The following is a 13,308-nucleotide window of genomic DNA, read 5'->3' as shown; positions in this document are numbered from 1 at the left end:
ATGAGCTTTAGCATTAATTTAGACGGTAAGGTTGCATTAGTCACAGGTGCTAGCCGTGGTATTGGCCGCGCAATTGCAGAGTCGTTAGTACAAGCGGGTGCCATGGTTATTGGCACAGCAACCAGTGAAAAAGGTGCAGCGGCGATTCAAGCTTACCTAGGTGACAAAGGCTTCGGGATGGTGTTAAATGTCACTGATAGCCAGTCAGTGGCTGATTTATATAGCCAGATCAAAGAAAAAGCCGGTGAAGTTGATATTCTTATTAACAACGCAGGCATTACTCGTGATAATTTACTGATGCGAATGAAGGATGATGAGTGGCAAGATATCATTGACACCAATTTGACATCATTATTTAAATTGTCTAAACCAGTAATGCGATCTATGATGAAAAAACGTTTCGGACGTATAATCAGCATTGGATCAGTTGTGGGTACAATGGGTAATGCTGGCCAAGTTAATTACTCGGCGGCTAAAGCGGGTTTGATTGGATTTACAAAATCTCTTGCAAGAGAGGTTGCATCTCGTCAAATAACAGTGAATGCTATTGCACCTGGATTTATTCAGACAGATATGACAGATGAGCTGACAGTAGAGCAGCAACAAGCTATCATGTCGCAAGTTCCGATGGAACGATTAGGGCAAGCACAAGAAATTGCCAATGCAGTATTGTTTTTGGCCTCGGATTCAGCCGCTTACATCACAGGCGAAACATTGCATGTGAATGGCGGCATGTACATGGTTTAAGAGCGATAGGTAGGTAACTACCTTCATTTGAGTCAGTGTTAGTGATAATTCAATGTCATTTTTTGTGGTTAGACCACAAAATCTAAGCTTGCATTGTTATCTAATTCGAATAAACTACTCGCAATCTTACGCAAGTGCGTAATTTGAATAGGAAAGAAAACTAATGAGCAACATCGAAGAACGTGTAAAGAAAATCATCATCGAGCAACTTGGCGTTAAAGAAGAAGACGTTAAATCAGCTGCTTCTTTTGTAGACGATTTAGGCGCTGATTCTCTAGACACTGTTGAATTGGTTATGGCTCTAGAAGAAGAGTTTGATACCGAGATCCCTGACGAAGAAGCTGAAAAGATCACTACTGTTCAAGCAGCGATCGATTACGTTTCTAAGAATCAGTAATCAAGAATTCACAAAAACAGGCGGCATTTATGCCGCCTGTTTTTGTTTAAAGCATTTGTAAACGCTCGTTCCATTTAATTGCACTAGAACACCCTTCCTTATATCTCTTTAGCTTTATCGCAATAATGGCATCGTGGCAGATTTTATTTAAAGGTGAATATCATGTCTAAACGTCGTGTCGTCATCACAGGTCTTGGTCTTGTGACTCCTGTGGGTAATGATGTCGAATCTTCCTGGAATGCCTTATTGGCTGGTCACAGTGGTATTGCTCCCATTACTAAGTTTGATGCGAGTGAATATAGCACTCGTTTTAGCGGCTCAGTCAAAGATTTTGATATTGAAAAATACTTAACCAAAAAAGATGCCCGTAAAATGGATTTATTTATCCAGTACGGTATGGCTGCGGGTATTCAAGCTGTGCAAGATTCTGGCCTCGATATGAGCCAAGAGAATCCCGCTCGAATCGGTACCGCGATTGGTGCTGGTATGGGCGGCATGTGGTTAATTGAACAAGGTCATTCAGCTTTGCTCAATGGCGGCCCGCGCAAAGTGTCACCATTTTTTGTCCCTAGTACCATTATCAACATGATAGCGGGTCATTTGTCGATTATGTATGGCATGACAGGTCCTAACTTTGCAGTGACAACAGCCTGTACTACGGGTGTACACAATATCGGTTTTGCCGCACGTACTATTGCTTATGGTGATGCCGATGTAATGGTTGCCGGTGGCGCTGAAGATGTGACTAGTCCATTAGGTGTTGCAGGTTTTAGTGCAGCTAAAGCATTATCTACTCGTAATGACGATCCCAAAGCAGCCAGTCGTCCTTGGGACAAAGACCGTGACGGCTTTGTTATTGGTGATGGTGCCGGTGTCATTGTGATGGAAGAATATGAACGAGCTAAAGCCCGCGGAGCTAAAATTTACGGCGAGTTAGTTGGTTTTGGTATGAGTGGTGATGCATTCCACATGACATCGCCACCTAGTGATGGTGCGGGTGCTGCGGCGGCAATGGTTAATGCCATTAATGATGCGCAAATTGAAAAAGAGCAAGTGGGCTATATTAATGCCCATGGCACATCTACCAATGCGGGTGATAAAGCTGAAGCTGCAGCTGTAAAGTCGGTATTTGGCCCTTATGCTTATGAGGTGCTGGTGAGTTCGACTAAGTCAATGACCGGACATTTATTAGGTGCCGCGGGGGCGGTAGAGGCCATTTTCACTTTGCTTGCGCTGCGCGATCAACATGTTCCACCAACGATTAATTTAGACAATCCAGATGAAGGTTGCGACTTAGATTTTGTTGCCCATACATCTCGTCGCCATCAATTTGATTATGCTTTATGTAACTCATTTGGTTTCGGCGGCACCAATGGTTCTTTATTATTCAAAAAAATCGATTAGTTTCGTTAAGCTAAAAAAAGCGCCTCTGGCGCTTTTTTTGTAATAACACAAAGTGTATCGTTATTTATAGATACATCTTGCGATCATCAGGAGGTTTTATGGCCGGTAAAGATAGACAACTTACACTACGTTTTTTGGCTGAGCCTGCAGATGTCAATTTTGGTGGAAAGGTGCACGGCGGTGCGGTTATGAAATGGATCGATTTAGCCGCTTATGCCGCTGCCGCAGGATGGAGTGGTAAATACTGTATTACGGTTTACGCTGGTGGTATTCGCTTTGTTAAACCTATTCACGTAGGTAATATTGTTGAAGTGACTGGTAAAGTGATTTATACCGGTACTACATCGATGCATATCGCTATTGACGTTAAAGCTGGTGACCCTAAAGAGTCAGAACGTCATTTAACCACCCATTGTATTGTCATTATGGTTGCTGTAGATGATGACGGTAATCCTATCTCAGTTCCTGAATGGATCCCCACTACCGCTGATGATATTCGTTTGCGTGATAGTGCTATGCGATTAATGGATATGCGTAAACGTATTGGGGCTGAAATGGAAGCCCACGTTAAACCTTCAGTTGTTTAAATAAAGAGGATGATATGGCCAAAGTAGCATTTATTGGTTTAGGCGTTATGGGATACCCTATGGCGGGACATTTAGTTAAGCAAGGGCATGATGTTACTGTGTACAACCGCACTGCCAGTAAAGCTCAACAATGGGTTGAACAGCATGGTGGTAAGGCTGCAGATACGCCAAAAGATGCAGCTAAAGGTCAAGATATTGTTTTTACCTGTGTGGGTAATGATGATGACTTACGCCAGGTCGTCTTAGGTGAACACGGTGTCGTTCATGGCATGCATGCGGGGGCAATTTTAGTTGACCATACTACGGCTTCTGCCGATGTTGCCCGTGAAATTGCTGCACATATTGAGCCGCTAAGTATCGCTTTTTTAGATGCGCCTGTTTCTGGTGGTCAAGCGGGTGCCGAGAATGGTGTATTAACGGTAATGATGGGTGGCGAGCAAGCGCATTTTGATACAGTTAAGCCTGTTATTGAAGCGTATAGTCGTTGCGCTGAGCTATTGGGGCCTGTCGGTGCGGGACAATTAACCAAAATGGTTAACCAAATCTGTATTGCTGGTGTGGTGCAAGGTTTAGCGGAAGGACTTCATTTTGCTAAAAGTGCCGGTTTAGATGGCTTGAAAGTGATTGAGGTCATCAGCAAAGGTGCAGCGCAAAGTTGGCAGATGGAAAACCGCTATCAAACCATGTGGCAAGGTAAATACGATTTTGGTTTTGCTATTGATTGGATGCGTAAAGATTTAGGCATTGCCCTCGATGAAGCTCGTCGCAATGGCAGCCATTTACCCGTAGCAGCTTTAGTTGATCAGTTTTACTCAGAGGTTCAGGCCATGAAAGGTAACCGCTGGGATACCTCTAGTTTACTTGCTCGTCTAGAAAAATCGCGTGATTAGTATTCATAATTTGTTGTAATAAAGTGCTATTACAGTAAAAAGCTCCGATTTTTATCGGGGCTTTTTTATTGACGATAAATAAGTAAATCGTCATTTATCTGCGTCCGTCTTTTTAATGCTAGTAAATTTATTGAATAAAAACCATCGAGTTACATGATGTAGCGCACATATTCAAAGTATTAACGCTGCTATTATCATTCCATCTAAATTAATTTTGCTTAAAGTGGATTGATTAACTAAGTTTATATTGCCCATCAATTTTAGACTACTTTATAAGTTGTTTAATAAATCGTTGGTAAATCATTTATAAACTAGGTTGTTGAGTAAGCCATAAGTAAAGTGTTGTGCTGCAGTGTGATGACCCGCGTCAGATAAAAAGAATGTGGGCACACGCTAAATTGGAGGAATGAATAGTGAACAATAAACTACTAAGCGCATTGTTTGCGGCTGGTTTTGCGGTAATGATGATGTCTTCTACATCATTTGCTGCTGATGAGACGCTCGCAGAGTTTCACGTTGAAATGGGTGGCTGTGAAAGCTGCCATGCTAATGAAGAACCGTCTGCTGATGGTGCTTATGAATTTGAACAATGTCAAAGTTGCCATGGCACATTAGCCGAAATGGACGAAAATCATAAGCCACATGATGGTGTATTAATGTGCGCAGATTGTCATGCACCACATGAAGCCAAAGTAGGTGATAAACCAACATGTGATACATGCCATGATGATGGTCGTACAGCAAAATAAGCTATCTTTGATGGCAAAAAATACCGACATTTTGTCGGTATTTTTGTTTCTATTAGACGAACGTTACCGTGTTATTGTTGCTAGAAATATCTTCTTGTCGCTGAATAACGAGTATCCAATCAAATTACGCTTATCAAAAGTGGTCCTGGCATAGACCTTTTCTGCTCATTAACCATCTAGGTAAGTAATCTCAATAACGTTTTTATATGACTTAGCCGTGTCAATTTGACTGGGCTAGTGGAGATAATGGCTCAAAAGCGTCACGTCATTTTTATTTTATTAGCTTAAAGTTAGGCATTCTTCAATCAAGTTAACTAGAATGAGATAACGTCAATAATCAATCGCCAATCAGTACTAAGCACTAGTATTAAGGTCTATTTTTGATTGTTTTCATTATTCTTTTGACTGATATGCAGACGAGGCCATGGTTGTTAGTATTACCTTGTTTGAATATAGGTTTAGCATTGAAGGCTGTTGATTTAATCACATGGAGTGTATCAAATGTTTAAAGTCGTAAATTGGATGATAGTATCGAGGTCTGAGTTATTAGTCGATTTGCTCGATTGCCGATGGCCACAAGAGTTTTTGGTTAAATTAACTAAAACCCAGCCTAGCAATATGGCTAAAATGTTAGCAGTTGAACCGATTGAGATAGTTTTTTTTGACCTATCAACCATCGATTTACAACAAGCCTATCAATTACAACGCCTGATTGAACGTGAATATTGCTCCATTCATACTGTGTTTATCAATTTCCCTAAGCAGCTTGATACCCGATTCCTTATTCATCCTTTAACGATAGGGGTGTTTTATACTGATAGCAGCCTTGCAGAAATTAGCATTGGTTTAAATGACATAATGAAAGGTCGAAGAGTCATACCGCAGGATTTATTACGTTCAATGGTGGACGATGATAATCATGATGATAATGAGCAGTTAACAATCCGCGAACGTGAAGTGCTACAAACCTTGCTAACTGGCAGTACCAATTTAGACATAGCTAACCAATTATTTGTAAGTGAATCAACCATCAAAACGCATTTATATCGCGCCTTTAGAAAAATCGGTGTGTCTAGTCGTGGCCAAGCAATTGCTTGGGCGCAAACTCACATGCATGAAGTAAGGTTATAAGCACTTGCTTGTCGGTTAATCATATGGCGAAAAAACACAAGATAAAAAGAGGTATACAAAGATACCTCTTTTTATCTTTGAGTGATTAACCAAGCCACAATGATGTTTTAGATGCATCTTTGATGCTAAGGGAAATGGTATCTAAAGCGGCTTCACTAATTGGCAAGGTTCCTTGCATCAGTTCATCACGTCTAAACCAGTGTAGGCTGATTTGCTCACCAACCGTCAAGCTTTGCAATTGCTGTTCAAATTGTGCTGTAACTTGTAAATTATCTGCTGCAATTAATAAATCACCCGCACTAAGACCCGCTTGATGGGCCGGACTGTGTTGGATGACGCTCAACACTTTTAAGCCCAACGATTCCGCTTTTGTTCTAGCACCAAAGCCAATGTTAAAGCCTTTAGCATCACCGCCACCTAAATCTGTGTTACCTTCGCTTGCTCGAAGCGTCATAGACACCCCTACCTGAGCCAGTAAGGCTTCAAGCGGTATATCATCACAGCTATTGAGGTAAGCAAATACATCATCACATGGACGTTTTAGGATGGTTTCAACAATCCGTTGATGGCTAAGCGGATCGGTACCGACACCGGTTAAGCCGTATTGTTGCCAAAGCTGACGCATAACATCGTCTAAACTTTTTTGCCCCTGGGTTTCAATGCGAAGGGTTAAATCTAAAAATAACCCAAACAGTGCCCCTTTGGTGTAATAGCTGACAATGGCATTAGCGGCATTTTCATCTTGCTTATAAAACTTGGTCCAAGCATTAAAACTTGACTGTTTTAGGGTTTGCTTAAAACGACCTTGACCTCTATATACTCGGGTCATAATTTGGCTAAGCAAGGTAAGGTAAGCGGCTTGATCAATACATTGAGATTTAAAGGTAATTAAATCATCATAGTACGAAGTAATCCCCTCATATGCCCATAGCTGCTCTGTGTAAGACTCTTGCGATAAATCAAATGGGCTAAATTCAGCCGGTTTAATTCGTTTTACATTCCATGAGTGAAAGTATTCATGGCTGCACAGTGACAAATAAGTGCGGTAACCTTTATCGACAGGTGCTTCTAAAGACTGAGGTAAATCATTACGTGAACACATTAGTGCAGTTGAGGCTTTATGCTCTAAGCCACCAAAACCATTGTCTAACACTGTGGTCATAAATACATAGCGTTCAAAAGGAGCTGGAGTGCCAAATAAATTGATTTGGTATTCGCATATGGCTTTAAGATCTTTGGCTAAGCGAGCCATGTTGGCTCTATGCTTACCACTTAATACGATATCGTGAGGCACGCCGGCTGCATAAAATGTCTCTATGGTTAGCTCGCCCATTTCAACCGGATGATCGATTAAGTCGTCATAGTTTTCCGCGCTAAAATCACCAAAGCCGAATTGCTCGCCAGTGGTTCGAGTCATGCTGGTGGCCAAGGTCCAATGGGATAATTCAGCTAGTGCTGGTGTTGCAATTGTGACTCTATGAGATTGAGATTCCAGCCCTTTGGCGGCTAAAAACACACTACTGCCATTGAAGAAGCCATGATTAGTGTCCAAATGTGCAGTGCGGACAGACAAGTCCCAAGCATAAATTTGGTAGCATAAGCTAATATGGCTACCCTGATTATTTAACTGCCAGGTTTGTTTGTCTAATTGAGTAACGGATAGCGGTTGTTGATTTTCTTTAGCATCAATGTCAATTATGTTTTTAGCAAAATCGCGGATCATGTAGCTACCGGGTAGCCAAGCGGGTAAACAAAAAACTTGTGATGGAGATGCTTCAGAGACAGTTAACGTGACTTCAAATAAGTGTGCTTTTGGATCGATCGCATGGATATGGTAATGCATAAAGAATTCCGAATAAGTAGGCGAGTCACAATCAAAACGATTGAGCTATAATCGACAATGCTGCCAAAAATGCCGACGTTAAGCAAACGAATCCCATTTTGAGCAAAAGATTATCCATAATGAGCGGTTTTACTGGAGTGATAGTTCAAAGAATTGATAGTATTATCAAAAGCAACAATGCAGTTATTTAATGAGGGCACCAAAATGGCTGAAGAAACCATATTTAGCAAAATTATTCGTCGTGAAATTCCAGCGGATATTTTATATCAAGATGATTTAGTTACTGCATTTAGGGATATTGCACCGCAAGCTCCTACCCATATTTTGATTATTCCTAACCATCTAATCGCCACGACTAATGACGTTAAGGCTTCTGATGAACAAGCATTAGGCCGGATGATGACGGTCGCGGCTAAACTTGCTGATGAAGCGGGTATTGCACAAGACGGTTATCGATTAATTATGAATTGCAATAAACACGCTGGCCAAGAGGTTTATCATATCCACATACATCTTTTGGGCGGTAAGCCGTTAGGCCCAATGCTGAGTCGTGACTAATGAAAATCAATAGCGATTTTTTTCCGTTAACCGAAGTGGCCAGTCGATTTGTTAATCAGTTAGCTCAATGCCGCCGTTTAGGGCTTACTGTCCAAGAGGCCAGTGAGCATCACGTGCTTATTGAGTTACCTTACAGCCAAGACATCATTGGTTATCCTGACACTGGGGTGATCCATGGCGGGGTGATTACCACCCTAATAGACACCGCCTGTGGCACGGCAGTGGTATGTGCAATATTAAAAAAATATCAATCGTTAGAATTGTCACCGACACTGGATTTACGGGTCGATTACATGAAACCTGCTGAGCCGCATAAATCGGTTTATGGGTTTGCAGAATGTTATCGATTATCGCCAAGCGTGGCTTTTACCCGCTCGATAGCTTACCAAGACAGTATTGATGAACCTATTGCTCACGCAGTGGGATCGTTTATGCGCATTAGCCCAGAAATGGTTGGTGAATCGTTTCGGCAAGCATTAATGGGTAATTTGCCGGAGACGAAATCATGAGTGAGCCAAGCAATATCAGTACGCAAACGGGTCTAGATGTTCAAGATGTGGTCAAACGGGCCATAGAGTTAAATGACTATAGTTACCTTCTTGAAAAAGTACCTTACTCACAATTTATAGGTATGTCTGTGGCGCGTTTTGGCGATGAAATGGTATTTAAATTACCCGCTAAAGATGACAATATTGGTAATCCTATATTACCTGCTATTCACGGTGGTGTGCTTGCTGGGTTTATGGAAATGTCAGCTATTGTGCAGTTAATGGTGTTTATGCAAGCTAAGAAAGTGCCTAAAATTGTCGATTTTTCAATTGATTATTTACGCGCAGGTTTGCATCAAGACACCTTTGCTGAATGCAAAATTACTCGCCAAGGTCGTAGAGTTGCAAACGTCAGCATGAACTGTTGGCAAACCAACCGCAAGCAGCTGATTGCGACAGCACGAGCACATTTTCTACTGGATTAGTCATGATGTGCTGCTGTGTTAGAGACAAGTTCAATTGCATCTATTTATTAAGGGAATATTGTATGAAAACATCATTATTATGTCTTATCGCTTCTGCGCTGTTACTTTCGGCTTGTGCGCATAATACTGCGGGTATCTCTGCTAATTCTAGTGGCCAACTTAGGGTTGATAATACCTCATTTGCTCGTGACGTTAACGTGACCGATATTTCATCACTTATGGTCGCGGACTTAATCAAAGCGTCAGCATTGATTCAAAGCCAATCGAGTACTGATTTGCGTATTCAATACAAATTCACTTGGTTCGATGCGAGTGGATTTACGGTTGAAGATGAAGCAAGCAGCTGGAAATCAGTTAAGTTACATGGCAAGCAGCAGTTACAAGTCGGTGCGGTTGCGCCCAATTCGCAAGTCACCCGATTTGAGGTCTATGTGAGGCAAGCATTCTCCAATTAGACTCCATTATCATTAGCTTTAAGCTTATTTATGACAATAATCGATGTGATTTAGTGTGAGGGTTAATTAATTGCATTGTTGAGTTATCAAATTGTGTCACTGCTCGTGTATTCATATTGAAGTTAGTTTATAATCGAGACCGCCAAGGGGTGTTCAGTAAAACCTGAACTGAGATGTCTGTATGACGAACCCTTAGAACCTGATCCGGCTTATACCGGCGTAGGAATGGGCCACACTATAACTCGGTGCACCTCTTATTCGCTACTCTTGCCGGATCTCAAAATTACTATTTGAGGTCCTATGTTCACGAAAAATTCTATTAGATTACACCACACCCCCATTGCCTTAGCGGTGATTACAGCCATAAGCTCACCTATTGCTATGGCTAAAACCGCTGATGTTGAACGCGTAACACCTGAATATGAAAAAATGGAAGTCATTGTCGTTAATGCTGATTTTAGTAATATCAGCCTTGAGAAAATGCCCTCCAGTGTCACCGTTATTGATGCGCAACAATTAGAAGATGAAGGCGCACAGCATTTTGAAGATGTGCTCAATTCGATTGCTAACTTTAATTGGTCTGGTGGTAGCTCTCGACCTAAATACTTCCAAATTCGAGGTGTTGGTGAGCAAGAGCAATATCAAGGTGCACCTAACTCATCAGTTGGTTTTGTGGTCGACGACATCGATTTATCAGGCCTTGGCATGGTATCGAGTATGTACGACATGCAACAGGTTGAAGTGTTGCGTGGTCCGCAGGGGACTCAGTATGGTGCCAACGCATTAGCCGGATTAATTTACCTAAAAAGTAACGACCCTACAGAGTCGTTTGAGCATGGCGCAAAAGTCAGCTTAGGTGACGATAACCTGCGCACTCTGTCAGGATTCAGCTCCGGCCCGCTCAATGACTCAGGCAAACTACTCTACCGGGTATCGTTAGAGCAACATAACCAAAATGGTTATCGTGACAACCTTTATCTTAATCGCGACGATACCAATGAGCGTGACGAGTTGACTGCCAGAGCGAAGTTACGTTGGTATGCGACTGACGATTTGCAAGTTGATTTAACCTTGTTACATGCAAACTTTGATAATGGCTACGATGTGTGGACATTAGACAATAATCCCAGCAACACCCTAACTGACCAACCTGGCGTCGATACGCAAAAAACCTCCGGTGCTGGGATTAAATTTATTTATTCTGGTATACCAACATTTGATTTCACGTCGTTAACCTCGTTTGCGCAAACCGACCACCATAATGGTTATGATGGCGATTGGGCTAATCCAGAATATTGGGCAAGCAAACAATGTGCAGCTTATGATGACTTTGGTGCCGTTAATGGCAGCGAACCTTGTGTTTACGATTATACCTGGGATAAAAAGGGCGACCGTAAAACCTTTACCCAAGAATTTCGTCTATCGTCAAAGACGGCTGGGCGTATTTTTGCAGGCAGCACCGACTGGTTAGTTGGCGTGTATGCGATGAATTTACAAGAAGATAATGACTTGTATTCAGAGTACAACACTTATCCAGATGAAGTGCTGCAGTCCAGTTACGATGCGACCAATTATGCGGTATTTGCTCAATTAGACAGCCATTTAGGTGATGAATATTTATTGTCTACAGGACTACGACTTGAACGTCGTGACAGTGATTATAGTGACAGTAATGAAGATAATTTCGCCCCATCAGAAGATATGTGGGGCGGGCATATTGCGTTATCAAAAGCCATTAATGCTGACCACAATGCCTATGTACGTATTGCCCGCGGTTATAAAGCGGGTGGTTTTAATATGACATTACCAGCTCAATTATCAGACAAAAAAGAGTTCGATACTGAGATCCTATATAACTATGAATTGGGCTTGAAATCGAGCTGGTTTGACGGTGAAGTCGATTCTACATTTGCGCTATTTTATATGGATCGCCAAGATCAACAAGTCGCCGCGTCGTTACAAGATCCTGATAGCCCCCAACGGTTTATTCTATTTACTGAAAATGCTGGTAGCTCGAATAACTATGGTGCAGAACTCGATGCTAAATGGTATTTAACCGAGAATATTGAGTTTTATGGCAGCTTTGGTTGGTTAGAAACCGAATATGGCCGATATCAATACAGCGATAAATATGGCTCAACTGTCGATTTGTCTGGCCGTGAACTGGCTCATTCACCTAACGTTACCTACAGTGCCGGTATGACCTATGTTGCTGACTCTGGTTGGTTTGCCAACGTGAATGCCAGTGGTAAAAGTCAGTTTTATTACTCGGACAGCAACGAGTCCAAGTCAGATGCTTATACCATTTATAATGCCCGTGTAGGTTATGAAACGCCAACTTGGTCGGCTTATTTATGGGGCCGTAATATGTTTGATGAACAGTATGGCGTGCGTGGTTTTTACTTTGGCAACGAGCCAGATCAGGGCTGGGTAGATAAACAATATATTCGTTACGGTGACCCTCGCCAGTTAGGTGTGACCTTAGAAGTCCAATTTATGTAATTAAACAAGGCCGCTGTAACTTAATTTACAGCGGTGTTAATTAAGGAATTAACATGAAATTAACAGCAGAAATCAGCATGTATCCGTTGAATGAAAATTATCTTGATCCGATTAAGTGGTTTATCGGCAGACTAGATAGTTATAGCAATATTGAACGAGTCACTAATGCGATGGCAACACAGGTGTGTGGCGAGTATGCGGATGTAATGTCGATGCTAGCCATTGAAATGCAAGCGGCTCATCAGAAATGGGGCAAGGCTGTGTTTGTGTGTAAATTTATCGGTGGTGAACTTAACCTTGCACATAGCGAATAACATTCATGAATGATTTATTGTTAACGCTGCAACAAGCCTTGAGTGAGGCGTCATTAATGACGTTTTGGGAGGCGATTGCGGTTATGTTAGCCTTGGCTTACTTAATTCTGGCGATGAAGACCAATATTTGGTGCTGGTCTGCCGCATTTGTTAGCACTGCGATTTACACGGTATTATTTTGGAATGTTTCCTTGTTGATGGAATCGGTACTCAATATCTATTACATGGGGATGGCGGTATACGGTTATTGGTTGTGGTTACATGTACCAGACTTGCAGCATAGAAATTCCCACAATATTGATTCACATAATAATACTCATCACACCATAGATACTCACCAGCTGAATATAACCAGTTGGTCTTGGAGTGCTCATGTCGTTGTGATTAGCGTAACATCATTGGTTTCTATGCTGGTGGGGTATGTTATGGCCAATTATACCTCGGCAGCATTTCCCTATGTTGACGCGGCAACCACGTGTTTTGCGGTAGTAACAACCTACTTAGTCGCCAAAAAAGTGTTGGAGAACTGGCTTTATTGGGTAGTCATTGATTTTGTGTCTATCTATTTGTACTTCCAAAAAGGCTTGATGTTGACCTCTGGGCTGTTTGTTTTATATGTCGCGATGGCCTTGGGTGGCTACATCATGTGGCGCAAAAAATATCGTCACAATATAATACAGCAACAGAATACCATCCAAGAAGTGGTTGGCGCATAGCCAACCACTTTCCCTTTTTAATAGAGTAAATATCAGATGCCA

Annotated in this window: 16 protein-coding genes and 1 riboswitch; of the genes, 15 read left to right on the top strand and 1 reads right to left on the bottom strand. The window is 41.8% G+C overall.

The window, feature by feature from the left end; translation table 11 throughout:
- The 8 genes from fabG to ACED29_RS05860 all read left to right on the top strand — a co-directional run bounded on the left by fabG (position 1) and on the right by ACED29_RS05860 (position 5,905).
- On the top strand, positions 1 to 747 hold the full coding sequence (gene fabG, locus ACED29_RS05895) for a 3-oxoacyl-ACP reductase FabG (RefSeq protein ID WP_011636971.1): 747 nt from the start codon (positions 1 to 3) through the stop codon (positions 745 to 747).
- 163 nt (positions 748 to 910) lie between these two features.
- On the top strand, positions 911 to 1,144 hold the full coding sequence (gene acpP / locus ACED29_RS05890) for an acyl carrier protein (protein ID WP_011496723.1): 234 nt from the start codon (positions 911 to 913) through the stop codon (positions 1,142 to 1,144).
- 162 nt (positions 1,145 to 1,306) lie between these two features.
- Positions 1,307 to 2,548 (top strand): beta-ketoacyl-ACP synthase II, encoded by a 1,242-nt coding sequence (fabF, locus tag ACED29_RS05885; RefSeq protein WP_124015737.1) that lies wholly within the window; start codon positions 1,307 to 1,309, stop codon positions 2,546 to 2,548.
- Positions 2,549 to 2,646: 98 nt separating this feature from the next.
- Positions 2,647 to 3,135, top strand: a complete 489-nt coding sequence (locus ACED29_RS05880) for an acyl-CoA thioesterase (protein WP_124015738.1) — start codon at positions 2,647 to 2,649, stop codon at positions 3,133 to 3,135.
- 14 nt (positions 3,136 to 3,149) lie between these two features.
- Positions 3,150 to 4,025, top strand: coding sequence for an NAD(P)-dependent oxidoreductase (locus ACED29_RS05875; RefSeq protein ID WP_124015739.1), 876 nt, complete (start codon positions 3,150 to 3,152; stop codon positions 4,023 to 4,025).
- Between the two features lie 413 nt (positions 4,026 to 4,438).
- Entirely contained in the window at positions 4,439 to 4,774 is a 336-nt protein-coding gene (locus ACED29_RS05870) for a cytochrome c3 family protein (RefSeq protein WP_371697257.1), read from the top strand.
- 10 nt (positions 4,775 to 4,784) lie between these two features.
- Positions 4,785 to 4,928, top strand: coding sequence for a hypothetical protein (locus tag ACED29_RS05865; RefSeq protein ID WP_371697256.1), 144 nt, complete (start codon positions 4,785 to 4,787; stop codon positions 4,926 to 4,928).
- 347 nt (positions 4,929 to 5,275) lie between these two features.
- Entirely contained in the window at positions 5,276 to 5,905 is a 630-nt protein-coding gene (locus ACED29_RS05860; protein ID WP_371697255.1) for a LuxR C-terminal-related transcriptional regulator, read from the top strand.
- Positions 5,906 to 5,990: 85 nt separating this feature from the next.
- On the opposite strand, the gene ACED29_RS05855 is transcribed toward ACED29_RS05860, so the two are convergent.
- Entirely contained in the window at positions 5,991 to 7,748 is a 1,758-nt protein-coding gene (locus tag ACED29_RS05855) for a M61 family metallopeptidase (protein WP_371697254.1), read from the bottom strand.
- Between the two features lie 204 nt (positions 7,749 to 7,952).
- Between ACED29_RS05855 and hinT the strand changes: the two genes are divergently transcribed.
- The 7 genes from hinT to pnuC all read left to right on the top strand — a co-directional run bounded on the left by hinT (position 7,953) and on the right by pnuC (position 13,266).
- A complete protein-coding gene (gene hinT / locus ACED29_RS05850; protein ID WP_124015743.1) occupies positions 7,953 to 8,306 on the top strand; it encodes a purine nucleoside phosphoramidase in 354 nt (117 codons plus the stop codon).
- Positions 8,306 to 8,815, top strand: a complete 510-nt coding sequence (locus ACED29_RS05845; RefSeq protein WP_371697253.1) for a PaaI family thioesterase — start codon at positions 8,306 to 8,308, stop codon at positions 8,813 to 8,815. Before hinT ends, ACED29_RS05845 begins: the two co-directional genes overlap by 1 nt.
- Entirely contained in the window at positions 8,812 to 9,279 is a 468-nt protein-coding gene (locus ACED29_RS05840) for a PaaI family thioesterase (protein ID WP_124015745.1), read from the top strand. The genes ACED29_RS05845 and ACED29_RS05840 overlap by 4 nt, the downstream gene beginning before the upstream one ends.
- 62 nt (positions 9,280 to 9,341) lie before the next feature.
- On the top strand, positions 9,342 to 9,734 hold the full coding sequence (locus ACED29_RS05835) for a YcfL family protein (protein WP_182722258.1): 393 nt from the start codon (positions 9,342 to 9,344) through the stop codon (positions 9,732 to 9,734).
- 135 nt (positions 9,735 to 9,869) lie between these two features.
- Positions 9,870 to 9,977: riboswitch (TPP riboswitch) on the top strand.
- Positions 9,978 to 10,034: 57 nt separating this feature from the next.
- On the top strand, positions 10,035 to 12,236 hold the full coding sequence (locus ACED29_RS05830; protein WP_371697252.1) for a TonB-dependent receptor: 2,202 nt from the start codon (positions 10,035 to 10,037) through the stop codon (positions 12,234 to 12,236).
- 53 nt (positions 12,237 to 12,289) lie between these two features.
- The gene (locus ACED29_RS05825) at positions 12,290 to 12,550 is read left to right on the top strand and encodes a hypothetical protein (protein ID WP_347689764.1); all 261 of its coding nucleotides are present in this window, start codon (positions 12,290 to 12,292) and stop codon (positions 12,548 to 12,550) included.
- A 5-nt stretch (positions 12,551 to 12,555) separates the two neighbouring features.
- Positions 12,556 to 13,266, top strand: coding sequence for a nicotinamide riboside transporter PnuC (gene pnuC, locus ACED29_RS05820; RefSeq protein ID WP_371697251.1), 711 nt, complete (start codon positions 12,556 to 12,558; stop codon positions 13,264 to 13,266).
- Positions 13,267 to 13,308: the final 42 nt, after the last annotated feature.

Source organism: Shewanella sp. 5S214, assembly GCF_041439795.1.
Classification (GTDB): domain Bacteria; phylum Pseudomonadota; class Gammaproteobacteria; order Enterobacterales; family Shewanellaceae; genus Shewanella; species Shewanella vesiculosa.
Note: the sequence above shows the minus strand (reverse complement) of the source record. Positions and strands in the feature narration are given on the sequence as shown.